The 25,957-nt window shown below is 70.7% G+C and carries 25 protein-coding genes and 3 pseudogenes; 15 read left to right on the top strand and 13 right to left on the bottom strand.

Annotated features, from left to right (window positions below; all coding sequences use genetic code 11):
• The first annotated feature begins 29 nt into the window (after positions 1 to 29).
• Entirely contained in the window at positions 30 to 1,082 is a 1,053-nt protein-coding gene (locus LK06_RS01250; protein ID WP_039650059.1) for a hypothetical protein, read from the top strand.
• 67 nt (positions 1,083 to 1,149) lie between these two features.
• On the opposite strand, the gene LK06_RS01255 is transcribed toward LK06_RS01250, so the two are convergent.
• Together LK06_RS01255 and LK06_RS01260 are read right to left on the bottom strand one after the other, a co-directional pair.
• Positions 1,150 to 1,875, bottom strand: a complete 726-nt coding sequence (locus LK06_RS01255; protein ID WP_039650057.1) for a DUF2470 domain-containing protein — start codon at positions 1,873 to 1,875, stop codon at positions 1,150 to 1,152.
• Between the two features lie 218 nt (positions 1,876 to 2,093).
• Complete coding sequence (locus LK06_RS01260; RefSeq protein WP_043435058.1) at positions 2,094 to 2,696, bottom strand: TetR/AcrR family transcriptional regulator; 603 nt, start codon at positions 2,694 to 2,696, stop codon at positions 2,094 to 2,096.
• Between the two features lie 118 nt (positions 2,697 to 2,814).
• On the opposite strand from LK06_RS01260, the gene LK06_RS01265 reads away from it, so the two are divergent.
• Positions 2,815 to 4,410 carry a cytochrome P450 gene (locus LK06_RS01265; RefSeq protein WP_039650053.1) on the top strand — a complete coding sequence of 532 codons (1,596 nt, stop codon included), beginning with the start codon at positions 2,815 to 2,817 and terminating at the stop codon, positions 4,408 to 4,410.
• Between the two features lie 67 nt (positions 4,411 to 4,477).
• On the opposite strand, the gene LK06_RS01270 is transcribed toward LK06_RS01265, so the two are convergent.
• On the bottom strand, positions 4,478 to 5,221 hold the full coding sequence (locus LK06_RS01270; protein WP_039650051.1) for a PIG-L deacetylase family protein: 744 nt from the start codon (positions 5,219 to 5,221) through the stop codon (positions 4,478 to 4,480).
• Between the two features lie 115 nt (positions 5,222 to 5,336).
• Between LK06_RS01270 and LK06_RS34125 the strand changes: the two are divergent.
• A pseudogene (locus LK06_RS34125) lies at positions 5,337 to 5,646 on the top strand (site-specific integrase); the annotation flags it as partial.
• 8 nt (positions 5,647 to 5,654) lie between these two features.
• Here the strand turns inward: LK06_RS34125 and LK06_RS01280 are convergent.
• Complete coding sequence (locus LK06_RS01280) at positions 5,655 to 6,467, bottom strand: amidohydrolase family protein (protein WP_039650049.1); 813 nt, start codon at positions 6,465 to 6,467, stop codon at positions 5,655 to 5,657.
• 114 nt (positions 6,468 to 6,581) lie between these two features.
• Here LK06_RS01280 and LK06_RS01285 point away from each other — a divergent pair, with 114 nt between their 5' ends.
• On the top strand, positions 6,582 to 7,097 hold the full coding sequence (locus LK06_RS01285) for a linear amide C-N hydrolase (RefSeq protein WP_267894057.1): 516 nt from the start codon (positions 6,582 to 6,584) through the stop codon (positions 7,095 to 7,097).
• A 600-nt stretch (positions 7,098 to 7,697) separates the two neighbouring features.
• On the opposite strand, the gene LK06_RS01290 is transcribed toward LK06_RS01285, so the two are convergent.
• Positions 7,698 to 8,999, bottom strand: coding sequence for an alpha/beta fold hydrolase (locus LK06_RS01290; RefSeq protein ID WP_039650211.1), 1,302 nt, complete (start codon positions 8,997 to 8,999; stop codon positions 7,698 to 7,700).
• A gap of 243 nt (positions 9,000 to 9,242) precedes the next feature.
• Between LK06_RS01290 and LK06_RS01295 the strand changes: the two genes are divergently transcribed.
• The 9 genes from LK06_RS01295 to LK06_RS01335 all read left to right on the top strand — a co-directional run bounded on the left by LK06_RS01295 (position 9,243) and on the right by LK06_RS01335 (position 17,744).
• Positions 9,243 to 9,998 carry a (Fe-S)-binding protein gene (locus LK06_RS01295; RefSeq protein ID WP_043435055.1) on the top strand — a complete coding sequence of 252 codons (756 nt, stop codon included), beginning with the start codon at positions 9,243 to 9,245 and terminating at the stop codon, positions 9,996 to 9,998.
• Positions 9,995 to 11,473 (top strand): lactate utilization protein B, encoded by a 1,479-nt coding sequence (locus LK06_RS01300; protein ID WP_039650045.1) that lies wholly within the window; start codon positions 9,995 to 9,997, stop codon positions 11,471 to 11,473. The genes LK06_RS01295 and LK06_RS01300 overlap by 4 nt, the downstream gene beginning before the upstream one ends.
• The gene (locus LK06_RS01305; protein WP_039650043.1) at positions 11,470 to 12,111 is read left to right on the top strand and encodes a LutC/YkgG family protein; all 642 of its coding nucleotides are present in this window, start codon (positions 11,470 to 11,472) and stop codon (positions 12,109 to 12,111) included. The genes LK06_RS01300 and LK06_RS01305 overlap by 4 nt, the downstream gene beginning before the upstream one ends.
• 283 nt (positions 12,112 to 12,394) lie before the next feature.
• Positions 12,395 to 13,261, top strand: a complete 867-nt coding sequence (locus LK06_RS01310) for an AAA family ATPase (RefSeq protein ID WP_039650041.1) — start codon at positions 12,395 to 12,397, stop codon at positions 13,259 to 13,261.
• Positions 13,258 to 14,610 carry a VWA domain-containing protein gene (locus LK06_RS01315; RefSeq protein ID WP_039650039.1) on the top strand — a complete coding sequence of 451 codons (1,353 nt, stop codon included), beginning with the start codon at positions 13,258 to 13,260 and terminating at the stop codon, positions 14,608 to 14,610. The genes LK06_RS01310 and LK06_RS01315 overlap by 4 nt, the downstream gene beginning before the upstream one ends.
• A 340-nt stretch (positions 14,611 to 14,950) precedes the next feature.
• Positions 14,951 to 15,406 (top strand): hypothetical protein, encoded by a 456-nt coding sequence (locus LK06_RS01320; protein WP_043435052.1) that lies wholly within the window; start codon positions 14,951 to 14,953, stop codon positions 15,404 to 15,406.
• A gap of 64 nt (positions 15,407 to 15,470) precedes the next feature.
• On the top strand, positions 15,471 to 16,151 hold the full coding sequence (locus LK06_RS01325; protein ID WP_043435049.1) for an RNA polymerase sigma factor: 681 nt from the start codon (positions 15,471 to 15,473) through the stop codon (positions 16,149 to 16,151).
• Positions 16,148 to 16,489: a hypothetical protein gene (locus LK06_RS01330; protein ID WP_039650032.1), complete on the top strand. Its 342-nt coding sequence runs from the start codon at positions 16,148 to 16,150 to the stop codon at positions 16,487 to 16,489. Before LK06_RS01325 ends, LK06_RS01330 begins: the two co-directional genes overlap by 4 nt.
• Before the next feature lie 289 nt (positions 16,490 to 16,778).
• Positions 16,779 to 17,744: a pirin family protein gene (locus tag LK06_RS01335; protein WP_039650031.1), complete on the top strand. Its 966-nt coding sequence runs from the start codon at positions 16,779 to 16,781 to the stop codon at positions 17,742 to 17,744.
• Positions 17,745 to 18,608: 864 nt separating this feature from the next.
• Here LK06_RS01335 and LK06_RS01340 read toward each other — a convergent pair.
• Positions 18,609 to 19,187 (bottom strand): TetR/AcrR family transcriptional regulator, encoded by a 579-nt coding sequence (locus LK06_RS01340; protein ID WP_039650027.1) that lies wholly within the window; start codon positions 19,185 to 19,187, stop codon positions 18,609 to 18,611.
• Between the two features lie 88 nt (positions 19,188 to 19,275).
• Here LK06_RS01340 and LK06_RS01345 point away from each other — a divergent pair, with 88 nt between their 5' ends.
• The gene (locus tag LK06_RS01345) at positions 19,276 to 20,157 is read left to right on the top strand and encodes an SDR family oxidoreductase (protein ID WP_039650025.1); all 882 of its coding nucleotides are present in this window, start codon (positions 19,276 to 19,278) and stop codon (positions 20,155 to 20,157) included.
• A gap of 222 nt (positions 20,158 to 20,379) precedes the next feature.
• Here LK06_RS01345 and LK06_RS01350 read toward each other — a convergent pair whose 3' ends face one another.
• The 6 genes and pseudogenes from LK06_RS01350 to LK06_RS01370 all read right to left on the bottom strand — a co-directional run bounded on the left by LK06_RS01350 (position 20,380) and on the right by LK06_RS01370 (position 23,383).
• Positions 20,380 to 20,853 carry a hypothetical protein gene (locus tag LK06_RS01350; RefSeq protein WP_039650022.1) on the bottom strand — a complete coding sequence of 158 codons (474 nt, stop codon included), beginning with the start codon at positions 20,851 to 20,853 and terminating at the stop codon, positions 20,380 to 20,382.
• Between the two features lie 100 nt (positions 20,854 to 20,953).
• Positions 20,954 to 21,112 (bottom strand): annotated as a pseudogene (locus LK06_RS33930) (IS256 family transposase); the annotation flags it as partial.
• Between the two features lie 227 nt (positions 21,113 to 21,339).
• Positions 21,340 to 22,374 (bottom strand): alcohol dehydrogenase catalytic domain-containing protein, encoded by a 1,035-nt coding sequence (locus LK06_RS01360; RefSeq protein ID WP_043435046.1) that lies wholly within the window; start codon positions 22,372 to 22,374, stop codon positions 21,340 to 21,342.
• 60 nt (positions 22,375 to 22,434) lie between these two features.
• A complete protein-coding gene (locus LK06_RS35000; RefSeq protein ID WP_324618363.1) occupies positions 22,435 to 22,623 on the bottom strand; it encodes a zinc-binding dehydrogenase in 189 nt (62 codons plus the stop codon).
• 12 nt (positions 22,624 to 22,635) lie between these two features.
• Positions 22,636 to 23,055, bottom strand: a complete 420-nt coding sequence (locus tag LK06_RS01365) for a (R)-mandelonitrile lyase (protein ID WP_039650017.1) — start codon at positions 23,053 to 23,055, stop codon at positions 22,636 to 22,638.
• Between the two features lie 55 nt (positions 23,056 to 23,110).
• Entirely contained in the window at positions 23,111 to 23,383 is a 273-nt protein-coding gene (locus LK06_RS01370; RefSeq protein ID WP_052269806.1) for a carboxymuconolactone decarboxylase family protein, read from the bottom strand.
• A 249-nt stretch (positions 23,384 to 23,632) separates the two neighbouring features.
• Between LK06_RS01370 and LK06_RS01375 the strand changes: the two genes are divergently transcribed.
• Entirely contained in the window at positions 23,633 to 24,499 is an 867-nt protein-coding gene (locus LK06_RS01375; RefSeq protein ID WP_039650013.1) for a helix-turn-helix domain-containing protein, read from the top strand.
• A 160-nt stretch (positions 24,500 to 24,659) separates the two neighbouring features.
• On the opposite strand, the pseudogene LK06_RS01380 reads toward LK06_RS01375, so the two are convergent.
• Positions 24,660 to 25,931, bottom strand: a pseudogene (locus tag LK06_RS01380) (Na+/H+ antiporter); the annotation flags it as partial.
• Between the last annotated feature and the right edge of the window lie 26 nt (positions 25,932 to 25,957).

The following is a 25,957-nucleotide window of genomic DNA, read 5'->3' on the forward strand; positions in this document are numbered from 1 at the left end:
ACCGGCGCGGGACACAAGGGGGTACACGGATGACCGGCGTCGGGGCACGGATCGACGGGAACACACTGCGGCTACCGGGTGGGGTGGCGGTGCGGTTCATCCGCACGCTGCGCCTGCCCGAGACGGGGACGCATCCGCTGCCGCCGGGCCTGGGCGAGTTCCCGGTCCGGCGGGTCGCGGACTACGGCGACACGGTCCCTGAGGAGTGGCGGACGCGCGGTGGCGTGATGCTACCGATGTACCTCCGCGAGGCCATGTGGCTGAGTTTCGCTGGTACGTCGGAGCCGGCCGCGCTGCAGGTCGGGGTGGGGAAGGTGTGCGCGGTGTCGGGCGAGCCTTGGAGCGACCGGCTCTCCCAGAATCCGCAGAACTACGTGGTGCTGCCCCGCCAGCCGTGGCTGGACGGCATCAACTCCGGCAAGGGCACAGTCCGCCAGTTCGTCGCCGTACCCCTCGGCCTGGGCGCGACGGTGGAGGGGCAGGTCACCGGCGAGGAGGTGTGGGGCGGGGTCCAGTTGCGGTCGTTCCCGCTCAGGAAGGACGTCCTGGCAGAGTTGCGGCGCCGCGAGCGGGAGCGCCGCGAGCGGGAGCGCTCGACGGCGCAGGGGGGCTTGTACGGGGCGGCCATGCCGATGATGGCGTCCGCCCCCGACGCCTCCCCACGTCCCCCGGCGGGGGGCGCGGCGCCCAGGCGCCGTGCCGCCGCGATGGGCCTCGGCGTCGGTGGTTCGATGCGGCAGGAGGTCTACCGGGATGACCGGCCGCTCTCGGACTGGTCCGAGGAGCCCGCCGGACGCGTGTTCGTGCACCTGGTCACGCCTCCGGACTGGCGACGGATCACCGGCGAGGCTCCCCCGTCGTCGCCGGTGGACCGGGCGGCGTACACACGAGCGGGACTGCCCTGGTACGACTACTACGACGCGGACGCCGCTGACCTCGCCCCCGCGGAAACCCTCCAGCCGGTCAAACCGGTCGGCGACTGGCTGGGAGCCGATCCGGACCCGTGGCAGCCGCCGTCCCCCGACCAGGTGACACCGCTGAAGGACGCGCCAGGCGAGCCTGTGGAGGACGGGGAGTGGTAGAGCGCTCGCCGGACCGCGCGGACCCGGACCGCAGCGGACCGCGTGCCCGGCCGGCGAACCGTTCGTCTCACCCGTCGCCGTCGGCGCGCTGCCACTGCAGCGCACTGGGGCAGGTGGCGGCGTTCGCCTGCCCCAGCAGGACGTGCATCCGCTCGGTGAGCTGGGCGATGTCGTCGGCGGGCGCGTGGAAAGGCAGCCGGACGTCGCCGTGGGCGCGGGTGCGTTCGATGCGCAGAGTCAGCCCGTGCCGGTCGACGGCGAGGGGCACCACCCGAGTGGCGGCGTGCAGGCTCTCCGGCCGCACCAGACGGGTGAGCCACTCGACGGCATCCGGGTGAGCGTCGGCGAGGTGGGTGAGCAGCCGGGGCTCGACATCGGTGAGGGGGTCGGGCCGAGCGGCGGCGAACTCGTCGAGGTCGACGAGTTCGGCCCCGGACGACTGCCGCAGGACCACCCGGGCGGGCCGGAAGAGGACGGCACGGCCGGCCGGGACGAGCCGGCCGGCGAGCCGGAGCCGGGCACGGATCCGGTTGCACACCGGGACGGGCGCCACGTCGGCGAACTCCAGCACGGCGGAAGGCTCCTGACGCGGGGCGCACAGGGCCACCGCGAACAGGGAGCTGTCATCGGGCACCGCCAGGCGTACCGCACCCTCGGCGGTCATGGTGTGCGCGCCGACGTGCTCCTCACGGACACCGTCCGCGGTCACCACGCAAGACCACGCGGCGGCCAGCACCGATCTTGCCCGTTCGGCCACACCGGGTACGGCCGTCCAGTCCTGCGTGTCACCCATACCAAGACCCCTTCCCATTAGGTAAGCCTTGCCTAACTTATCGAAGGGTGGGCTGCACGCCAACCACGCCCCCGCACGACGCCGTGCGAAGAGAGCGCAACGCCCGGCCAGGAATTACGGCAGGGGTCGGTAGTCCGGAGGCCCGAGCCTCGCCCGGTTGGTCGGTAGATCGAAGGCGGATCGGGCTGCTCGACCTTGGACGCGAATCCGTTCACGCATCAGGCGATGACGCCCAGCAGTGCCCGGGCACACAGGTCCCGCACCTGCTCCCGGGTCGGTTCCCCCTCCCGCAGCCACTCCAGGCAGACGGCGGTGGTGAAGGCGAGCCAGCCACGCACGGCCAGACGCACCTGCGGCGCTCCCTCGCAGGACCCGAACTCGGGGTCCGCCGCCAACGCCGCCAGGATCTGCTGTTCCTGGGCGGCCAACGCCCGCCGGTAGACCCGGCGCACGGCCTGGTCACCGGCCGCGTCGGCCCGGTGGAAGGCACGGAAGCCGTGGGCGTGGGCGTGGGCGTAGGCGAGATAGGTGTCGATGCCCGCCGCGAGCTGTTCGCGGACCGGCACTCCCGGCACGGCTGCCGTCAGGCGCAGCATCCGCTCGCTCTCCCGCTCGACGACCGCGGCGAAGAAGTCCCGCTTGGTCGGGAAGTAGTGGTACAGCAGCCCGCGGGAAACCCCGGCGATCTCGGCGACCTGCTCGATCCACACGTCGTCGTAGGGGCTCTCCGAGAACAGTCGCGCGCCGACCGACAACAACTGCTCACGACGCTCCTCGGTGCTGAGTCTGCGCCGGGCACGCTCCCCCTGGTTCGCGGGCATGGCGTCACCTTACTTGACGCCGCTTCAGCCGGCGGCCCACACTGAAACCACTATTGAACTCACGTACAACACGCCCGAAACAGGTTCAACGGCCCGCTGGATCAAGGGAGATCGCGTCATGGCGGAGACGACGGATACTGGGCTGGCGAAGGGTTTCCGGAGCGCCGAGCACGGCTGGCCCGAGTTGCACCGCATACCCCACCCGCCGCGCCGGCTGCCGCTGCTGGGCGATGTGCTCGGCGCCGACCGGCGCCGGCCGCTGCAGGACTCCATGCGCTACGCACGCGAACTGGGCCCGGTCTTCCGCCGCCGGGCCTTCGGCAAGGAGTTCGTGTTCGTGTCGGGGGCACGGTTCGTCGCCGACCTCGCCGACGACTCACGATTCGCCAAGCACGTCGGGTTGGGGGTCGCCAACCTGCGGCCGGTGGCCGGGGACGGGCTGTTCACCGCCTACAACCACGAACCGAACTGGCAGTTGGCACACGACGTCCTGGCTCCCGGCTTCAGCCGGGAGGCCATGGAGGGCTACCACGTGATGATGCTGGCGGTCGCCAGCAGGCTGACCGACCACTGGGACCGTCAGACGGCGGCCGGGCGCACGGTGGACGTTCCTGGGGACATGACCAAACTGACCCTGGAGACGATCGCACGGACCGGTTTCGGACACGATTTCGGTTCCTTCGAGCGGGACCGCCAGCACCCCTTCGTCACCGCGATGGTCGGCACGCTCACCTACGCCCAGCGACTGAACAGCGTGCCCGCCCCTCTGGCCCCGCTGTTGCTGCGCGCCGCCGCCCGGCGCAACGCGGCCGACGTGGCCTGCCTGGATCGCACGGTGGACGAGTTGGTCGCGGCCCGGCGCCGGTCGGGCGGCGGCAGTGGGGACCTGCTGGACCGCATGCTGGAGACGGCCCACCCGGAGACCGGCGAGAAACTGTCCGCCGAGAACGTCCGCAAGCAGGTGATCACATTCCTGGTGGCAGGCCACGAGACGACCTCGGGTGCACTCTCCTTCGCCCTGTACTACCTGGCCCGGCACCCGGAAGTCGCCGCCCGGGCCCGCGCGGAGGTGGACCGCGTCTGGGGCACCGACCCGCAGCCCGGCTACGGCCAGGTCGCCAAGCTGCGCTACCTCCGCCGGGTGCTGGACGAGTCACTGCGGCTGTGGCCGACCGCTCCGGCCTTCGCACGCGAGGCCCGGCACGACACGGTGCTCGCCGAGGAGCATCCGATGCGCCGGGGGGCGTGGGCGCTGGTACTGACTCCGATGCTCCACCGGGATCCAGAGGTGTGGGGGGATGACGCCGAGCAGTTCGCCCCGGACCGGTTCGACGCGGCCGCCGTACGCGCCCGGCCGCCACACGCCTTCAAGCCGTTCGGCACCGGGGCACGGGCGTGCATCGGCCGCCAGTTCGCCCTCCACGAGGCGACCCTCATCCTCGGCCTGCTGCTGCGTCGCTACGACGTGCGGGCCGACCCGACCTACCGGCTGTGCGTCACCGAGCGGCTGACCGTGATGCCGGCGGGGCTGCGACTGCACCTGGAGCGTCGGCCCGCCGCGCCGGCCAGGCAGCCGGTGCCCGAACCCGCACGGGAGGAGGTCCCCGGGCCGACCGGTCACCGGCCTACCGCCGGAGCGGTCGCACCCGTCACGGTGCCGGACGACGTCCCCGGATCGACCTCCCCCTGTCCGGCGCACCGGGCGGACGGCTGACCCGGCGGCCGGGTCCCCTCGTATGCCCCGGGACAGGGCCGACCCGGTGCGTCCGCCCGTCACAGGGCTACCTGCTGAACAGTTCGAAGGCCACCGCCGGCGTGCCGCCGAACCGTTCCCCGGTGGCCTCCGCGTTCGAGGTCAGGAAGGCACGGGCGTAAGCTTCGGGATCCTGGTCGGTCAACGCCTCGATGTAGGTACGGTGTTCGAGCAGTGAGTACACCGCACGCTCCAGGCCGGGTCTGGCGTCGACGGCGTGGGTGGGGCGGCTGGAACCGGCGACGGCGACCCAGCGGACACCGTTCCACGACTGAAGTCCCTGCTCGGCGAGTTCCGGGAAGATCCAGCGGTTGCCGGCGTCCGAGGCCGCGTCCAGGGTGGCACGACCGACGGCGACGTGGTCCGGGGTGTTCCAGGCGACACCACCCCAGGTGTCGCGGTGGTTGAGGGTGATGACGAGTTCGGGTCGGTGTCGACGGATGGCGGCGGCGATGTCCCGTCGCAGTGCAGGGCCGTACTCGATCACGCCGTCCCGATGGCCGAGGAACTCCACGGCGGTGACGCCGACCACGGCCGCGCTGGCCCGTTGTTCGCGCTCGCGCAGCCGGCCGCACGTGGCGGGGTCCAGGGTGTCGATTCCGGCCTCGCCGCTCGTCGCCAGTACATAGGCGACCTCACGGCCGGCGTCGGTCCAAGCGGCGACGGCTGCCGAGCAGCCGTACTCCAGGTCGTCGGGGTGGGCCACCACGGCCAGGGCGCGCTGCCAGTCGTCGGGCAGGGGCTGGAGCTCGGTGGTATTCGGCTCGGTCATGGGCGGCAGACTAGTAGTGCTCTCCTGGGCGCTCGTGTCGTCATGGCCGTGTAGTAGTTGGCTGGTTGTGGGGAGGCTCGGGAGTTGCTGCGGTGCGCGGCCGGTTGGAGGGTGCGGCCCCGGCAAGGTCGCCGGCCCGCGCGCCCTCTGCCCGGACACCGGGCGTGCCCGGCTCTCGTACGGGCACGCCCGGATGCTGCTGGACGAGCACACGGCTCCGGGTGGCGCGAGCGGCACGGGCTGGGACCTGCACGAGTGGCGACACACCGGCCTCACCCACCTCGGCGAAGGCGGGGCGATCCTGCTCATGCTGATGGCGAAGTCCCCACGCAGGAAGGCGGAGAACGTACGGAAGTGTGTCCGCCCTCCCGGAGGCGATCACCGGAGTCACTGCCCTTCCCGCGCCCGGGAACAGTAGGCGCTGAGCCCGGGCCTACAGGGCGAAGACGCGGCGAGCGTTGCCGGACAGGAAGAGCTCGCGTGCTTCCTCGTCGAGTTCCAGTCGGTCCAGGTGTTCCAGGGCCTGGGCGGGGCTGATCATCGGGTAGTTCGTGCCGAAGAGGACTTTGCGGCGGCCCCGGCCGCGCAGGTAGTCCACGAGTGCGGCCGGGTAGCGGCGGGCGGTGTAGGCACTGGTGTCGATGTAGACGTTCTCGTGTTTGTCCGCGACCGCGATCATCTCCGTCGTCCACGGGTAGCCGATGTGCCCGCAGACGATGGTCAACTCCGGGAAATCCAGCGCTACCTGGTCGATGTAGGGGATCGGCCGCCCGGTCTCCGACGGTTTGCGTGGGCCGGTATGCCCGACCTGGGTACAGAAGGGGACACCGAGCTCGACGCATTCCGTGTACAGCGGGTAGTACAGCCGGTCGGTGGGCGGCAGCTCCCACAGCCACGGCACCACCCGCAGGGCCACGAACCCCAGCTCCTGAACAGCCCGCCGTAGCTCCCGCACTGCCTCCATGGGCCGGGCCAGGTCGGCGCCCGCCACCCCGCGCAGCCGGCCGCCCGCCTCGGCGACGAACCCGGCCACCTCATCGTTGCTGATCAGCGCACCCTGCGGCCCATACCAGGCAGCCGACAGGCCGATCTCCACGTCCGCTGCCCTCAACGCGGCCACCGTCAGTTCCACCGGCAGTGCCTCCTCCAGGAGCCCGCGCCCGGTCCATCTCCGCAAGGACTCGAACATCTCGTGATTGGAGTGGCGCAAGGTCGGATGCTGCATCCACGCATCGATGACCGGCACGGTTCTGGCCCCTTCTCCCGGCCGCTGCGGTGAGCAGACCCCACCAGCGACTAAGCGATCGCTTACCCGAATCCTAGCGGGAACCCGGTCGGTGGGCTACCAATCAGTAGGGACGTGCGGGCTTTCGGAGGCTGGAGCCATTGCTGCGGCGTCATCCACCACGGTCCGGGGTACCGGGTGATGACGAACTCGCCGGTGTACGACCAGCAACTCGCCCTGAACGTGTACTGGGACCTGATCGGCGGGAACCGCATGCTGCCGGGAACGATCAGCGGCGCGGACCGGTTCGTTCGGTTGAACTACAACCTCAAGAGCTCTCCGGAGTACGAGGACCGGAGGATGACGGTGGCGTCGGTGTTCTCCCAGATGCGGGCGATCGGCGTGCCGTTGGGCCTGGAGGATCCCGATCGCCCCAACGTCTCCACGTTGTGGCGCGCGATCGCCGATCACGACGCCAAGCGCTACCACTTCGAGTCGACGGTCGAGCCGTCGGTGATGTGGGTGGACCCGGACAAGGTGGATCTGGCTTCCGAAGCCGAGGCGATGGCGGTCGACAGGGCCCGGGACGGGCTGGCCGGAGAGGTCTCCGCCGAGTTCCGACCGCGGGAACCGTTCACATTCTTGGCTTGAGTCCGGTTGCGGATTAACCGGGCCGTCGTCCGCCACGGGCGGAGCAGGAGAGGGGCCATCACCGCTGCGCGGCATCCGGGCCGTGCGCTCCGGCATCAAGGCGGCGCCCGGGCCCGTATCCGGCGTCCGGCCCGGGCAGCCGGGTTCACGACGACGCCGGACGAAATCGCCATGGGCGGAGAATTCAGACGACTCCTCAGGCATCGATCCCCCACCCCACGGGCCGACATCGTGGTCCTCCTTGCCTTCGCAGCCGACGCCGGCAAGCAGATGCTCGAATCCAGCACTTCGGTCAGCGAGACCCAGGACCGTCCACGGCGCTTCCTCTCCGCGGCCGGGCGCGGGAGCAGCGCCCTCGACGCCACGCTGAGTTCGCTGATCATCAGTCACTGGCGGCCGGGCCGGGCGGAGCCGCCGATTGGAGGAGACCCTGGTGGCGCTGGACGCCCAGAGTATCCACGCGGCTGCGCATCGCGCTCACCATCATCCGGTCGATCCGACCTTCCGCATCGCGTCGGCCAGGACGGCCACGAAGGCTGTCCCCCGTGACGTCCGCCGACCAGCGCCGATGCCGCTGGTCCGACCAGGCGTGTTCATGCCTCACGCTTCATCGCGTGCCATCGCCAGCAGCCGATCCAACACGCGGGGCGCGCCCGCGCGCAGGCCGTCGTGCTCGAACTCGTCGGTGACCCAGGTGCGCAGGCCGCGGATCGCCCGGGCCGTCTCCAGGGAGTGGGTGGTGTCGACGTACATGTCGTCGTGGTAGACGGCCGCGACGACCTGGACCTCGTTGACGGCGAGGCGGGCCGGGTCGTACAGCGGGCGCCAGTCAGTGCGGGCGGCGAGCAGGCCGGCCGTCTCGCGCAGGGGGCGCAAGGCCGGGTCGTTGTCGAACAGCCAGGGGTGGACCGTTTCTCCGGTGAAGAGGACCGGGGCGTCGCCCTTGACCGCCTTCGATGCGTCGAACTGCGGGAACTCAGCGCGGACGCGTTCGGCGGCCCAGGCTGTGGGCCGGGCGTCCTGGGCGTAGATCGCCTCGTGAACGAGCGCGTAGAGGGGGTGGCCGGCGTACGACAGCAGGGCCTGAACCTGCTCCTGGAAGGCGTCGGACAGGTCGATGCCGTCCGCGGTACGCACGAAGGCGTCCTCCAGGAGGTGGTGCAGGCGGTGGCTGCCGTCGCTCGTGCCGAGCATCAGGCCGAGGGACTGGAAGGCTTCCACCGTGAAGCGGTAGCCGTTGGGGAGCACGACGTCGTGGGAGAGGAGGTGTTCGGCGATACGACGCGCCCGCTCGACGTCCTGCGGGTAGCGGGCGTAGTGCGCGACGACCTTGCGCTCTGTGCGCGGATAGGCCGCGCGGTAGACGTCGTCGGCCTGGGCGTGCAGAGAGGGCAAGCCGCCGGTGATCACCGCGCTCTCCAGGCCCTCGGGGGCGAGGGAAAGGTACGACACCGTGCAGAAGCCGCCGAAGCTCTGACCGAGTACGGTCCACGGGGCACCGCCGGTGACAACGGGGCGGATGGTCTCGCAGTCGCGGACGATCGAGTCGGCGCGGAAGCGGGTGAGGTGGTCAGCCTGCTCGGCAGGACCGCCGCGCAGGGGGAGCGTCTGCCTGGTGGCCGGTGAGGAACGGCCGGTGCCGCGCTGGTCGAGGAGGAGGACCCGATAGTCCTTCAGTGCCCGGTCGAGCCAGGCCTGGCGTCCGATGAAACGATTCGCCCCGAACCCGGGACCACCCTGGAGGTACAGCAGCCAGGGCAACTCTTGCCCGGCCCTGTCGCTCGCGACCGCCTCACGGGCGTACAACTCGATGGTCTCGCCGTCCGGGTCGTCGTGGTCGAGGGGCACGGTGAAGTGGCGGTCGGTGAGGACGACGCCGGGCTGGCGGTAGCTGCGGCTCAACGGGTCTCCCGGGACGGCTGCGACGACGGACGCATTCCAGTTCAGCACACCAGTGTGCACCGCCGAGCCCCGGGAGTCCGGATCACGGATCAGCGGCCCGGCTGCTGGGAGGGCGCCCCGCCGCAGCACCGGCCGTCTCCGGTGCACCGGTGTCCGGCCCGCCACGCAGTGAGCGTGCTATCCCCCCGACGGTGTACGCCTACTACCCTGCACTCGTCCGATGACCGACCCCGAGGAGCCCCGATGCGTGTCGGCCTGTTCCTGACCTGTGTCAACGACACGCTCTATCCGGATACCGGCCGCGCCGTGGTGAAACTGCTCACCAGGCTGGGCGTAGAGGTCGACTTCCCAATGACCCAGACGTGTTGCGGACAGGCACACTACAACACCGGCTACCGGCATCAGGCGGAGCCGCTCGCCTGGCACTTCTCCGATGTCTTCGGCGCGTACGAGGCAATCGTGACGCCCTCCGGATCGTGCGGGGCGATGGTGCGGGAGCTGTATCCGCGGATGGGTGAACGGGCAGCCGCCGAGGGGCGCGGAGACGCGCTCACGCGAGCCCTGGCGCCGGTGGTGCCCAAGACGTTCGAGCTGACGGAGTTCCTGGTGGACGTGCTGGGCGTGACGGACGTGGGCGCCTGCTACCCGCACAAGGTCACCTACCACCCGACCTGCCACGGACTGCGCGGTCTGGGGTTGGCCGACCGGCCCCGCAGGCTTCTTCAGGCGGTCAGAGGCCTGGAGCTGGTCGAACTACCCGGAGCCGAGGAGTGTTGTGGGTTCGGCGGCACGTTCGCGCTGAAGAACGCCGAGCTGTCTGCGGCCATGGGCGCGGACAAAGTGCGAAGTGCTGAGTCGACGGGCGCGGACGTGCTGTGCGCCGCCGACAACTCCTGTCTGATGCACCTCGGCGGGACGATGAGCCGGTTGCAGTCGGACATGCGACCGGTGCACATCGCGGAGATCCTGGCGAGCGCGGAGGAGGACCCGGCGGTATGAGCGGAACGTTCGTGGGCATGCCGGCTTTTCCGGAAGCAGCGAGCCGAGCCGTCCGTGACGCAACCCTGCGCGGCAATCTACGGCACGCCACGCACACCATTCGCGCCAAACGAGCCCAGGCGGTGGCCGAGTTGTCCGACTGGGCGGCGCTCAGGACGGCAGGTATGCGGATCAAGGAGCACACGCTGCGTCACCTCGACCGGTATCTCGTGCAGTTGGAGGAGTCGGTCACGGCGGCCGGTGGGACGGTCCACTGGGCCCTCGACGCCGAAGAGGCCAACCGGATCGTGACCCGCCTGGTCCAGGAGACCGGAGAGTCGGAGGTGGTCAAGGTCAAGTCGATGGCCACCCAGGAGATCGGGCTCAACGAAGCCCTCGCGGCAGAGGGCATCCGTGCCTACGAGACCGATCTCGCCGAGTTGATCGTGCAGTTGGGTAAGGACCGCCCCTCGCACATTCTGGTTCCGGCCATCCACCGCAACCGGGGGGAGATCCGGGACATCTTCCGCACCGAGATGGGCCGGTGGGGAAGGCCCGCTCCCGAGGGGCTGACCGACGCGCCCGCCGAACTCGCCGAGGCGGCCCGCCGGCATCTGCGGGAGAAGTTCCTGCGGGCCAAGGTCGGCATCTCCGGCGCCAACTTCATGGTCGCCGAGACCGGCACCCTGGTCGTCGTAGAGTCCGAGGGGAACGGCCGGATGTGCCTGACCCTGCCACAGACGCTGATCTCGGTCGTGGGCATTGAGAAGGTGGTACCGGCCTGGCGGGACCTGGAGGTCTTCCTCCAGACACTCCCCCGCTCCGCCACCGCCGAACGCATGAACCCGTACACGAGCATGTGGACTGGCACCACAGACGGCGACGGCCCCCGCACCTTCCATCTCGTCCTACTCGACAACGGCCGCACCGACACCCTCGCCGACCGGGTCGGCCGCCAGGCCCTGCGCTGCATCCGCTGTTCGGCCTGCCTGAACGTCTGCCCGGTGTACGAGCGGGCGGGCGGGCACGCCTACGGCTCGGTCTACCCAGGCCCGATCGGAGCCATCCTCAGCCCGCAACTACGGGGCACGGCGAGCGCGATCGATGCCTCCCTGCCCTACGCGTCCTCCCTGTGCGGTGCGTGCTACGACGTCTGTCCGGTCGCCATCGACATCCCCGAGGTGCTGGTGCACCTGCGGGAACGGGTGGTGGAGGGCGGACCCGCGGTGCGGGAGGGAAACAGGGTCGTACTCAAGCCCGCCAAAGGGCACGCGGCCGAACGAGCGGCCATGCGGGCGGCACGCTGGGCCTTCACCCGTCCCGGCGCCCTCCGTGCCGGGCAGCGCCTGGCCTCTGGCACCCGTCGGCTGCATCCGCGCACGCTGCCGGGACCGGGCCGGGCGTGGAGTGGCACCCGGGATCTCCCGGCCGTGCCGGTGGAGCCCTTCCGGGACTGGTGGCAGCGCACGCACGGCGGGAAGGAAGGCACCGGGTGAGCAGCAGGGAACGGATTCTGGGTCGGGTGCGGCGAGCGCTCACCGATGTGGTGCCGGACGGCAGGACCTCTACCGAGGCCGTGCCCCGAAACTATCTGCGCGCGCACGGAGAACGGAGCACCGAGCAGACGGTGCAACTACTCGCGGAGAACCTGACGGACTACCGAGCGATCGTGCACCGCTGCGACGCGGAACAGCTTCCGGATCTCGTCATGCGGCTGCTGGCGGAGCACGGCACACAAGAGGTACTGGTTCCATCCGGGCTACCACCGGCATGGTTGTCCGCCGCCGACCCCGTCCGGCTCGCCGACCGGGCGACGAGCACGGCACACGAACTGGACCGGGTGGACAGCGTGGTGACCGGTTGCACCCTGGCGATCGCCGAGACCGGCACCCTCGTCCTGGACGGCTCCCCCGGTCAGGGCCGGCGCCGCATCTCACTCATTCCGGACCACCACATCTGTGTCGTCCGGGTCCCGGACCAGGTCGTCGCCTCCGTCCCACAGGCCCTCGAACGCCTCGACCCGGCCCGTCCCTCAACCTGGATCTCCGGCCCATCGGCCACCAGCGACATCGAGCTGAACCGGGTGGAGGGCGTCCACGGACCACGCAAGCTGGACGTCGTCCTGCTCGGCTGAGAAGACGCCGGCCGCCACTCCGACACCACGCCGCCGTGTCGCCGCCCCGCAGACGATCAAGCCCTGCTCTTGCGGCCCTCGACGGACAAGCCCGTCCCGCCCGCCGAGGGCCGCAGGAGACGGGCCGTGTGCACGTCCCCACGTCCTGCCGTCACCCGGCGCTCTGGGACGACCTGCTTCGGTCGTCCCAGAGCGCCGGGTGACGAATCGCCGGGTGACAGCGTGCTGAACAAGCGCTTAGATAGGAGTCTGACCCTGCTCCTCGACCCTGCCGGAGGCCCCGTTGTTCACATCCGTCGACGATGTCTCCGCCCGTCTCGCCGAGACCGGCTATCTCGCCTCCCCCGCCGTCGCCACCACCGTCTTCCTGGCTGCCCAGTTGGGTAAACCGCTCTTGGTCGAGGGCCCGGCCGGGGTGGGGAAGACCGAGCTGGCCAAGGCCGTCGCCCAAGTGGCCGAGGCCAGGCTGGTCCGGCTCCAGTGCTACGAGGGCGTGGATGAGTCCCGGGCCCTGTACGAGTGGAACCACGCCAAGCAGTTGCTGCGCATCAGCGCAGGTCGCGACGAGAGCTGGGACGAGACCCGGACCGACATCTTCAGCGAGGAGTTCCTGCTCCCGCGTCCACTGCTCACCGCCATCCGCGGCGACGCGCCCACGGTGCTGCTCATCGACGAGACCGACAAGGCCGACGTCGAGATGGAGGGATTGCTCCTCGAAGTACTCAGCGACTTCCAGGTCACGGTTCCGGAGCTGGGCACGGTCACCGCGACGCGCCGCCCCTTCGTCGTCCTCACCTCCAACGCCGGCCGGGAGCTATCCGAAGCGCTGCGCCGGCGCTGCCTGTTCCTGCACATCGGCTTCCCGGAGGAGGAGTTGGAGCGTCGGATCGTACGGCTGAAGGTGCCGGAACTCGGCGAGGCGCTGACCGCATCGGTGGTCCGGGTGATCGGGGCACTGCGCGCGATGGACCTGCGGAAGGTGCCGTCCGTCGCCGAGACCGTCGACTGGGCGCGCACCCTGCTGGCCCTCGGCGCCGGCACGCTGGACGAGACGGTCGTCCGGGACAGTCTCGGGGTGATCCTCAAGCACCAGGACGACATCCAGAAGGCGGCCGCCAAGCTCGACCTGGGTGACCTGGGCGCGCTGTGACCGCTCTCACCGAGCGAATCACCGGCCTGGTCGGGGCGCTGCGCACACACGGCGTGCGGATCGGCACCGGGGAGACCGTGGACGCGGCCCGAGCCGTGGCAACACTGGGCCTCGCCGACCGGGAACTGCTGCGCGAGGGTCTGGCCGCGACGCTGCTGCACAGCACGGCTCAACGGGCTGTGTTCGACCCGATCTTCGACCTGTACTTTCCGCACAGGACCGGCGGGACGAACCACGATCCGGCGGACCGGGAGCTGCTGCGCGACCGGCTGGCCGAGGCACTGACCGCCGACGACCGGGCACAGCTCGCCCGGCTGGCCGCCGAGGCAGTCGACGGCCTGGGCGGTTACGGAAGTTCGCCGGACTCGGACGGCTGGTCGGCTTACCAGACCCTCGAACGGCTCCGCCCGCAGACCCTGCTGGCCCGGGTGCGCACCGATGCCCGGAGCCGGGACGGGAGCGGCGCGACCTTCACGGACCGGCTGCTGGACGACGAGATCCGGCACCGCATCGAGGCGTTCCGACGGATGGTCGGGGCGGAAGCGCGCCGCCGGGTCGCAGAGCGGCGGGGGCGGGACGAGATCGCCCGACGGGCCATCAGGCCGACCGCCGACCGGGTGGACTTCCTGTCCGCGGGACGGGACCAGCTGGCCGAACTGCGTAGGACGGTGTCGCCACTCGCCCGCAAACTGGCCACGCGCCTCGCCGCGCGCCGCCGGCGTGCCGCCCGCGGCACGATCGATCTGCGCCGCACCCTGCGCTCCTCATTGTCCACGGGCGGGGTGCCGATGCGCCCGGTGTTGCGTCGGCGCCGCCCGGTCCGACCCGAACTGGTACTCCTCTGCGACGTCTCGGGCTCGGTGTCCGGCTTCTCGGACTTCACGATGTTGCTGGTGCAGGCGCTGCACGACCAGTTCAGCAAGATTCGTGTGTTCGCCTTCGTCAACCGGCTGGACGAGGTGACGGGCCTGCTCGACCACGGCCGCGCCGACCCCGAAGGGCTCAGTGCCCGCATCCGCGCCGAGGCCACGCTCACCGGCTGGCACGGCAGCAGCGACTACGGCGTGGCACTGGGCGAGTTCACCGAGCGGTACGGCGCTGCCGTCGGCCCGCGCAGCACGGTGTTCGTCCTCGGGGACGCCCGGACGAACATGAGCGACCCGAACCTGCCCGCGGTCCGTGACCTCGCCCGGCGGGCGCGCCGCGTGTACTGGCTGAACCCGGAACCGCGCGACCGGTGGGGTACCGGCGACTCGGCCGCGCCGGCATACGCCGAGTTGGTCGAGATGCACGAGTGCCGTACGGCCCGGCAGCTCGGCGCGCTGGTCGCCCGGCTGCTGCCGGTGTGACGCGGACGCGTCCCTCGCCGAGAGCCGGCGCGGTGGGCACGTCCGCTGGGGGCTTCCGGGCGCGACATGGCCCTGGGAGGACGGACGCGCAACCCACGCTGCACGGTTGCACGAGCGCCGGCCGGGGACGGGCGGAGCAGCGGGTCAGACCCGTCATGCCGGCGGGTCCGGGACGACCGGCAGAGGTCGACGGAGGTCGACGGAGGTCGACGGAGGACGGCGGAAGACGCGGAGAACTTTCGTCACGCGACACCTGCAACCTGGGCCGGGGTCGGACGTCTGTCGGGATGGAGGCCTCCACCTCGACCACCTGTCCGACCCCGACCAATCGAAGGAAGTCATGTCCGCACACCGTATCCCCCACCCCAGCCGGCCCCGCAGGTTGCGTACCGCCCTCGGGATCTCCGCCGCAGGCGCCGCGCTGGCCGTTGCAGGCGCCGTGACCGCCCACGCGGTCCAGACGACCCAGGACGGCCGCCACACCACGGCCCGCTCCGACGTGACGCCCACGCCCGCTTCAGGGGCGGCGGGCAGCCAAGCGGCGCCGACCCCGGTGCCGACCCCGGTCCACACGACGACCGCGTCCCCCGTGCCGTCATCCCCCCACACAGCGACCGTGTCCCCGGCACCGGCCTCGACCAACCACACCACCGCCCCCGCACCGGTGCCCGTGCCGACCACACCCGGGCCGGTCGCCCCCAGTCCCGTACCCACCGTCGTCGGGCACGTGCCCGGGCATCCGGCACCCGCCCCGCACCACCACGCCGCGCCGTCGCCGGTTCCGCTGCAGCACTGAGGCGGGCGGTGCGCGGGGGGAGCCGTTGCACGCCCGCTCCCCCCGCACCCGCCCCGGGAGACCCATGACCACAGCCGTACCACCGGCGGCGGCCCCACCCTGGCAGCGCCCCGTCCCCCCGCAACGCCCGGCGCCCCGGTGGCGGTTCCCGCAGGCGCTGCGGGCCCGCTTCCTCCTCCGAACCCGTGCGGGTGCACCACCGGCGGCGCCCAGCGCCGGGGACCTCGACCGTACTCAGCCCCGCAGTACCCCTGGAACACCCCCGGGGATCGAGGAGTTGTACCACCACCGCCGACTGTCTCTGGTGCGCCTCGCGGTGCTGCTCGTGGACGACGTGCCCACGGCCGAAGACGTCGTGCAGGATGCCTTCACCGCGCTCTTCCGGCGGCACGGACACCGGCTCGCCTCACTGGACGACCCGGAGGCGTACCTCAGGACATGCGTCATCAACGCCGCCCGCTCGGTGCTGCGCCGCCGCAGGACCGTGCGGTCGCACACCCCAGCACCCGAGGAACACGCACCCGCTCCGGAAGAAGACGTTCTCCTCCACGAGGACCACCGGGAAGTGCTGGCGGCGCTGGACACCCTGACCCGGCGTCAGCGAGAGGTGCTGGTACTGCGCTACTGGTCACATCTGACCGAGGCCGAGATCGCGGCGACCCTCGGCCTGTCGCGGGGCGCCGTCAAGTCCACCGCCAGTCGGGCGCTGGTCGCGCTCGGCCGACGTCTCGAAGGGCTGCAATGAACGAGTCGGGTACCAGCACCACGGCAACGCCGGTGGAGGAGCGGCTGCGGGCCGCCCTGGCCGCGCGGGCGCACTCCGTCAGCCCGGCGACCCTGCGACCACTGCGCCCACCGACCGGGGCGGTGCTGACGCGCCGGATCCTGCTGCACCGGACCGTGGTGGGCGTGCTGGTCCTGGCCGCCGTGGCGGCACTGGTCTTCTTCACCGTTCGCGATGGACCCACCCGCCCGACCGAGCCCGCCCGGCCCCCACGGCCGACCCCCGCCTCCCGCTCTCCGGTCCCGAGTCCCCTCGTCCCTTCCGCGCCCGCCCCGTCGCCATACGCATCGCAGCCGTGACCGTACCCGGCCACGGTCCGGCGCGAGCAGATCCGCCGCTGCCCCCGGTACACGGTCGGCGCCGGAGTTCTGAACCACTCCCGGGAGGGTCTCCGCTCCGGCCCACCACCACGCGGGCGCCCGGCTCCGGCTCGGATCGGCCGGCCCCGCCGGCGTGGCCCGCTACGCCGACGCCCGCCGACGGTCACCCCGGCCGGCCCGGCCTCGGCACAGGTGACCGGCCCCGGCCACGGAACCCGCGGGTCGTCGCGCTCACCTGCCCGGCACCCGCACCGCTAGGTTGGGCAGCATGAGCAACCTTGACCGCGCACCCGTGCCCAGCGTCTGCGGTGGCCGCGGATTCGTCGTCGCCGAACCCGTCCGCGAACTGCTGAGCCCCCGCCGGGTAAGGCTGGGCGAGTCGACCGAGGTACGCCGCCTGTTGCCGAACCTCGGCCGCCGCATGATCGGCGCCTGGGCCTTCGTCGACCACTACGGCCCGGACGACATCGCCGACGAGCCCGGCATGCAGGTCCCGCCGCATCCGCACACGGGGTTGCAGACGGTCAGCTGGCTGCACCAGGGAGAGGTGCTGCACCGCGACTCGACGGGCAGTCTGCAGACCATCCGACCCCGCCAGTTGGGCTTGATGACCTCCGGCCGGGCAATCAGTCACTCCGAGGAGAGCCCCAAACCGCACGCACGCCTACTGCACGGTGCCCAGCTGTGGGTGGCGCTCCCCGACGAACACCGCCACACCGAGCCGGAGTTCGAGTTCCACGCCGAGCTGCCGGTGGTCACTGCCCCGGGACTGACCGCCACGGTCATCCTCGGCGAGTTGGACGGCTCCCGCTCCCCCGGTACGGCGTACACCCCGATCGTCGGCGCCGACCTCGCCCTCGCACGGGGCACCGGAGTCCGTCTGCCACTCGAACCGGACTTCGAGTACGGCGTCCTGGCGATGTCGGGTGAGGTACTCGTCGACGGGGTGCCGGTCCTTCCGGGATCGATGCTCTACCTCGGCTGCGGACGGTCCGAACTGCCGCTGCGGGCCCAGTCGGACGCCGGGATCATGCTGCTGGGCGGCGAGCCTTTCGAGGAGGAGCTGATCATGTGGTGGAACTTCGTCGCCCGCTCCCATGAGGAGATCGTGCAGGCTCGCGAGGACTGGATGAAGGGGTCCCGGTTCGGGGAGGTAAAGGGCTACGACGGCGGGCCTCTGCCCGCACCCGAGCTGCCGGCCGTGCCGTTGAAACCACGCGGCAGGGTGCGCTGACCTGGGGAAACGCCGGAATCACTGTCCAGCGTCCCCGACATTACCTCCGCATGGCCACCAGCCACAGTCCCCACCGGAACGGCGCTTGTCATGCTGCCCTGCGACGTTCGCGGGAGCTGACCGTGGTTCCAAAGCGTGGGCGTCTGCGGGCAGCTTTAGGCGGACGAATGCTGACCCCGTGCCGACTCTACTGACAAGTAATCAGGTCTCAGACGCCATCCGTTTTCGGGAGTGTCCCATAGACGGCTCTGGTCCGTAGTCGGTGGTGGCAGTGGGTAGCTGTCAGTGCAGGAGGATGCGGTGGCGGAGGAGGTCGAATCCGGCGCGGCCGTGCATCTCCCTTGAATATCCTCGCTGAGCATCGCTCCGCGCTCCGGAAGTTGCGTCGGCCATGGCACAAAGCCGTCGCAGAGCGCGGCGCCGGTTTCAGGTCTCTTTCCGGCGGACTCGACCTTCAGTCTCCTGGGAGTTGGGGTTCAGGCAATCCAGCTTTCACCGTGTCACGCGGGTCCCTCGATGCCCCGTCTCTGATACCTAAGCCCGGTCATCGGTTTCCTGGCATGCTCTGGTCCCCATCACCGTTTCCGGATTGGGTAAGCCATCAGACCCAAGAATCTCCTTCCAAATTCTTCCCGACTGAATTGGCGCATGCGATGGTGGGGCCGTGGCCGGACTGGGGCCGAAGCGTCGTGCCTTCGTCCCGGAGAGCTGAACCGGCAGGCGGAGTCGCTACAAGCAGCCCTGCGTCCCGACCGGCACCCATGTCAGCTGCTCGCACACGACGTCGGCTGCGGTGGCCGACGGCCCCTGCCGGCACTCATGGCGCCGGCAGGGGCCCGGCCGACGGCAGCCAAGCGGCACCGGTCAGCCCAGCGACGCGGCTGCCGCACGCAGGTCTTCCAGGGCCGTGAGTGCGTGTGGCGCAAGCCCTTCCGAGTCATCACGATCGCTTTCGGACCACCGCGCGTAGCCCTGCTTGAACGCGAGGACGCCCAGCTCTCCGGCGAGATGCGCGGTCGGGTCGGGGACGCCGCGGGCGATGAGCGCGGCTGTCATGGCGGCCGCGAGACCGACGCTCTTGAGGGCGTCGCGCTCCTGAAGCTCGGTGCTGGCCGCGACGGCTGCTGTGATGCGGGGGCCGAGTTCGCGGTTGGCCGGCCCCATGGCGCTCGACGCGCGCTGGAGACCGGCTGCCACCGCTTGGAGCGGGCTGGCGCTCGCGGGTGCCTCGGTGATGCCGTCGGCGAGCAGCCTGCTGAGCGTCTCCTGGCCGGCGACCAGTAGCTCGCGTTTGTCGGAGAAGTGCCGGAAGAAGGTGCTCTTGGTGACGCCTGCGCGCTCGGCGATCTGCGTCACCGTGGTGGCGTCGTACCCCTGCTCCGTGAACAGGTCGACGGCCGCGACGACGAGTCGCTGGGACGCCCCTGGTTGCCATCTAGCCATGAGCCCAGGATAGGCGATGGGACAACGGTCCCGTCACGATGTAGGGTCAGTGATAGGACAACAGTCCCATCACTTTCAGGGAGAGCTCATGCACGTCTTCATCACCGGCGGAACCGGCACCATCGGCTCCGCCGTCGTCGCCGAACTGCTCGGCAACGGCCACACCGTTCTCGCACTGGCCCGATCGGACGACTCCGCGCAGGCCCTTGAGAGGGCCGGCGCCAAGGTGCTGCGAGGAGACCTGGCGGACCTCGACGTCCTGCGGTCCGGCGCAGCGCAGTGCGACGGCGTGATCAGTCTGGCGTTCGGACGCGACTACAGCAGTCCGGACGCACTCGCGCAGGCCATCGGCGAGGAGAGCGCGGCTCTCGCCGCGCTGGGGCAGGAACTCATCGGGACCGACCGTCCGATCGTCACGGTCTCGGGCACACCCTGGGTACCCGGCCGCGCCTCCACCGAGGCCGACCCGCTGCCGACCGACGGGCCGGTGGGCGGTCGAGGCCGTTCGGTCACGGCGCTGCTGGACCTCGCCCCGCGCGGTCTGCGCAGCACGGCCGTCCGCATGCCGCGCACGGTCCACAACAAGGGACAGGGAGGATTCGCTGGCCTGTTGGCCGACGCGGCGCGCCGCACCGGGGTGTCCGGCTACCCGGGCGACGGCACCCAGCGCTGGCCGGCCGTGCACGCGCTCGACGCGGCGGTCCTGTTCCGCCTGGTCCTTGAGTCGGCACCGGCCGGGACGTCCTGGCACGCCGTCGGCGACGAGGGAGACACGGTACGGGACATCGCCACAGTCATCGGCCGACGGCTGGGCCTGCCGGTTGAAGAGGTTCCGCAGGAGAATTTCGGCCCGTTCGGCCCGGTCTTCGCCATGGACCAGCCTGCCTCCAGCGCTCGCACCCGCGCTGCCCTCGGGTGGCAGCCGACACACCCCGGCCTCCTCCAGGACCTGGAGAACATTCAGCCCTGACGCCCGTCCGGCACCACGACGAGTCCAGCCGCCGCAGGCCAGAGCTTCCTCGGTTCCGGCAGCTTCCGGTCGGTGGACGAACCGCCGACGGGACCGATGGGGTGGGTCGGCGTCAGCCGGTGGTCGCGTAGTGGTCGTCCTCGAGATCGGCGATCAAGCCTGGATGGGCTGGCTCCCGGTCCGGCGGATGACGTCGGCGATCCCGGGCTTTGCTGGGCCGCGTCACTTGGCAGACCCCTTGGGCCAGGCGGGGACGCACGCGGGCGGGGTTCCGTCGATCCTGCCGGCCGTGATGGCGTAAGCGGCGCGGTCGGGGTCGGTGCGAAGGAGAGGGAAGGCGACCAGGAGGTGCTGTCCGGCGGGAATCCTGTCGGGTCGGACGGAGAGAACGGGCTTGCCGCCCTTCGTCAGTTCGATGTCCCACGTCTTGTTCGATGAGTGATCGCCAGGGCTGGTCGGCGTGTCGGTGCACCTGGGGTCTCCGGCGTAGACGACGGCCGGGACGCCGAGGCGGTTGAGGTCGCGCTGGAGTCGGCCGGTGTCGAGGAGCTTGCCCGCCGGGTCGCTGATCGCGACCCTGACCCGGCCGTCGTCTTCCCGCTGCAGGGTGTATGCGGCGGTTGTGATCTTCTGTGGCTGCCAGCTGCCGCCCTTCTGAACGGCCCGGGCCGGGGAGGTGGGGTGGTGGGTGGCCACGGTGGTGATGCCGGCGCCGGCCGCGACGAGGCCCGCGATGGCCAGCGGCAGCCGGGTGCAGGGGGGTGCGTCAACTTAACGGGTGATCTTGGTTGTTGAGCTATCGCTGGCCGGTGGGGGTCAGGCGGCCATCGAAAGCGATCTGGAAGGCGTTCAGGGGTGCCTTCCAGCGCATCGTCCAGCGGCGGCGGCCCTTGCCGGTCGGGTCCAGGCTCATCAGCGCCATGTAGACGCATTTCAACGCGGCGCCCTCGGTGGGGCCGTTGCTGCACGGAAGCGTGAGGGCGGCGTTCACGGCGTCGCGGTCTCGTTCCAGACCTCGGGCGAAGGCATGCAGGTGGGGCAGGTCGGCGCCGCGGACCTGGACGATCCAGCGCGAGAGTGCGTCGGCGTTGTCGGCGTGAGGCGCAAGGAGCGGGGCGAAGTCGCTGATGCTTCATCGCGCAACGAAGTCACTCGGTTCGTCCCCGCTGGTGTCCTGCAGCGTCACGGGGTGAGGAGGACCTTCAGGGCTTCGCGCTGGCCCATGGCGCGGTAGCCGTCGGGCGTCTGCTCCAGCGCCAACGTGCGGTCGAAGACGCGGCCCGGGTCGACGGTGCCGTCCAGGACGGCGGGGAGCAGTCGGTCGATGTAGGCGCGGACCGGTGCCGGGCCGCCGGTCAGGGTGATGTTGGGACCGAAGAGGCTGCCGAAGCCGATGGGGGCGTCTTCGTACTGGGGGACGCCGACGCGGCTGATGACACCGCCGGGGCGGACGGCGCCGACGGCCATCTCGTAGGCGGGCATGTGGCCGACGGCTTCGAGGACGGCTCGGGTGCCGTGGCCGCCGGTGAGGTCGCGGACCTTCGCCACCCCCTCGTTGCCGCGTTCGGCGATGACGTCGGTGGCGCCGAACGCGCGGCCGAGGTCGGTGCGGGTCTTGTGGCGGCCCATCAGGATGATGCGCTCGGCACCGAGTTGCTTGGCGGACAGCACGGCGAGGAGGCCGACGGCTCCGTCACCGATGACGGTGACCGAGTCGCCCGGGGTGATGCGAGCCTGGTGGGCGGCGTGGTAGCCGGTGCCGTAGACGTCGGCGAGGGTGAGGAGTGAGGGCAACAGCTTCTCGTCGACGTCGTTCGGGAGCTTGACGAGGGTGCCCCGCGCCTGGGGGACGCGGACGGCCTCGGCCTGTGCGCCGCCGATCCCAGCGGCGAAGAAGCCGCCCTTCGGGCAGGAGGTGTGCAGGCCGGAGCGGCAGAACTCGCAGGTGTTGCAGGCGTAGGCGAAGGGTGCGACGACGAGGTCGCCGCGCTGAAGGCCGGAGACCTCGGAACCGGTTTCCTCCACGGTGCCGAGGAATTCATGGCCCATGGGCACCGGTCCGTCGGCGGCCGTGAGGGAGTGGTAGGGATGCAGGTCGCTACCGCAGACGCAGGAGCGCAGGACCCGCACGATCGCGTCGGTGGGCTCCTCGATGACCGGATCGGGTGCGTCCTGGACACGGACGTCGCCGGCTTCGTACAGGTAGGTGGCGCGCATGGGACAAGTCGCTTTCGTTGAAGGGGGTTAATGGTGGGGGCCGGTGTCGGCACTCCGGGATCAGGGAACGGTGAGGACGATCTTTCCCTCGGAGCGGTGGGAGCGGAGTCGTTCGACGACCTGGTCGGCGGTGCCGAAGAACCAACTGGTGTCGAGTACAGGGCGGATGTGTCCATCGGCAACTAACGGGCACGAGGGCTTGGCCAGCGGTGGCTGGAGCTCCTCCCCCGTCCAGAGGGCGGGGGTCAGTGGGGTCGGTGGTCAGTGGCTGCGGGTGCGAGGTGCGCCGTACTGCTCGTCGGTGACGTGTTCCAGCCAGGTGGTCTCGGGCAGGTCGTCGTCCGGCGCTGTGCCGTCCCACAGGGCGAGGTGCTGCATGAAGCGGTCCTCAGCGGCGCCGTGCCAGTGCTCCTCGCCGGGCGGGCAGGTGACCGTCTCGCCCGGGTGGGCCTCGAAAACGGTGCCGTCGCGCGTGCCGATCAGAGCGATCCCGGCGACGACGTGCAGGGTCTGGCCCACCGCGTGGTGGTGCCAGGCGGTGCGGGCGCCGGGGGCGAAGCGGACCATGTTGGCCCGAATACGGGACGGCTCGGCGCCGGCGTGGAGGACGTCGAACCAGACGTCGCCGGTGAACCAGTCGTCCGGGCCCTTGCCGGTGGCCTGCTGCTGTACGAACTCCATGGCGCGCTGTTCCTCGCTGTGGGTTTGGGATCAGGGGATCCTGGGGTCAGGGGGCTCAGCCTGCGGCCGGGCCGGTGATCTCCTTGAGGCGGCCGAGCGCGTCCATCGCGTTGGGCCATCCGGCGTAGAAGGCCAGGTGCGTGAGCGCTTCGGCGAGCTCCTCGCGACTCAGTCCGTTGTCCAGGGCCAGGCGCAGGTGGAAGTTCAACTGCTCGCCCCGGTACAGGGCAGCGAGGGCGGTCACCGTGACCAGGCTGCGGTCCCGTGGAGAGAGTACGGGGCGCTTCCATACGTCGCCGAAAAGGACGTCGTCCGTCAGTTCCACCATCTTGGGCGCCACGTCACCGAGCGCCTTCTGGGCGGGGGATGCTCTTTCCGTCACAGCATGCGTACCCTTCTTCAGATCGTGAGTTCCGGGAGGCGGCAGGAATCGGAGGAGACCACCTTGCCGTCGTTCACCTCCAGGCTCGCACCGCTGCCTAGGACTGCAAAGGGGAGAGTCTTATCCGAGGAGGCGAGCATCCCGGGAGGAATTCCTCCCCCTCACGGAACGGGCTCGCGCTGCCACACTGGAGTCATGACTTCGACACCGCATCTCAACGAGCTCGGCGAGTTCCTCAAGGCGCGCCGGGCCGAGCTGACCCCGCGGGCCGTGGGTCTGCCGGACCCGGGCGGGCCGCGCCGGGTGAGCGGGTTGCGCAGGGAGGAGGTCGCGCAGCTCGCCTCGATCTCCACGGACTACTACACCCGCCTTGAACAGGGCCGTATGCCCGCCTCCGCGCCAGCCCTGGAGGCGGTGGCCGAGGCATTGCAGCTTGATGGCGACCAGCGGCGCTACCTGTTCGGCCTGGCAGGCAAGGAGACGGCGACGCTCCGGCGCCGGACCGTGCAGAAGGTGCAGCCGCAGTTGCGCAGGGTGCTTGACGATCTCACGACCACCCCGGCGATCGTAATGGGCCGCCGGATGGACGTCATTGCCTGGAATCCCCTGGCATCGGCGTTGATCACCGATTTCGCAGCGGTCCCGGAAAAGCACCGCAACTACCTCCGGATTCTTTTCACCGATCCCGCGATGCGTACCCTTTATGCCGACTGGAGGACCGTGGCCCGTACCGCCGTGGCGCAATTGCGCATGGAAGCCGCGAAATACCCGGACGATCCGCGACTGACGGGTCTGGTCGGGGAGCTGTCCGTGCAGGACGCGGACTTTCGGAAGTGGTGGGCCGCACAACACGTGGCCACCCTGAGCGTCGGCACAAAGGTGCTGCACCATCCGGTCGCCGGTGAGCTGTCCCTCGACTGGGACACCCTGACCGCGAGCACCGACCCCGACCAGCAGCTGGTCGTGTGGACCGCTGAGGTCGGCTCTCCCACGTACGACGGACTGCGCATACTGGCGTCCTGGGCCGCCGATCGGCAGCTGCCTGCCGCTCCCGCACAATGAGCTCAGGAGGCGGGGGTCGGGGACATGGCCAGTTCCCCGGTGCGCAGGGCCGTCTCCCGATGCCCAGCCATGCTGGTGACGACGTCCCCGCCCCGCCCGGGGCGACGACCTGTGCGAACGCGTCCGGTGCGTAGGCGGTACCGAGCAGGTCCACGTGCCCTCACTCCGGATCCGCTGCCGGGGCCAGGCGGACCTCTTCCACATCCAGCTGGGCCTGCACCTGTTGGAGGACGGTGTCGTCGATGAGGTGCTGGTCGCGCAGGGCGATGACGGCGGAGCGCTTGTGTTCCAGGAGGGCCAGGCGCAAGGCGGTGTCCTGCTCGTGGCGCCGGACGAGATCCGTGTCCGGCGCGTTCGGGGTGCTCACTGTCGCGGCGGCTCGGAGCGTGTCCAGGTGGGTCTCGTACTCGGCACGGAGCCGCTCGCTCACCTCGGGGTCGGTGCCGAGGCGGGCCGCCACCGTGGGGAGGGCGTCCAGTGCGGTCTCGGACGCGGTGGTCCGGGCGAGGGCGAGTTCGCGGTCGGCTTCCGTGTCGTGGGGCAGGTGGGACCAGCGTGCCACCGGCGGCAGGACCAGGGCCTGCACCACGAGGGTGGTCACGACGACGCCGGCGGTGACGAAGACGATGGTGTCGCGGTCGGGGAACGGCCTTCCGGAAACGAGGGTGTAGGGCACGGACAGCGCGAGCGCCAGGGAGACCGCCCCGCGGAACCCGGCCAGAGCGCTGACCACGCGGGCACGGTTGCCCATGCGGCGCTCCCGCTGCTGCGGGCGCCGGTCCAGAGCTCTGATGGTGTACACCGCGACGGACAGGAACAGGAACCGGACGATGACCAGCGCACAGGAGATCGCGGCCACCATCCAGAGCGCCTCGGACAGGGCGGTGCCCGACAGAGCGCGGACCGCTGCCTGTGCCTCAAGTCCGACCAGGACGAAGAGTGCGCCGTTGAGCAGGTACATCGCCAGCGACCAGAACGCCATCGTCTGCCGGCGGGCCTCTGCCCGGCCCAGGCTCGGTCCGGCCTGGCTCATGATCAGCCCGCATACGACCACCGCGAGCACGCCCGACGCCTCGACCTGCTCGGCCAGCAGATACGCGCTGAACGGGATCAGGATGATCGTGAGGTTGTCCAGCACGGTCTCGCCGAGCCTGCGCACGAGGCGGCGGAGCCGGATGCCGAGCCATGCGACTAATGCGCCCGCCGCGATGCCGCCGCCGTAAGACAGGGCCACGAGGCCGCTCACGTGGGCCGCGCCGAGGTGCTCGGATCCCACGGTGACGCCGACCGCCAGGCTGTAGATGACCAGCGCCGTACCGTCGTTGATCAGGGACTCGGCGCGCAGCAGTGCGACGTTGCGCCTCGGTAGCAGCCGGGAGACCACACCCACGGTGGTGGCGTCGGTGGGCGCAACGGCGGCGCCTACTAGTAGTGCTTGGTCAGGTCGGTGCGGCCGTG

Origin of the sequence: Streptomyces pluripotens, assembly GCF_000802245.2 — a bacterium.
Classification (GTDB): Bacteria; Actinomycetota; Actinomycetes; order Streptomycetales; family Streptomycetaceae; genus Streptomyces; species Streptomyces pluripotens.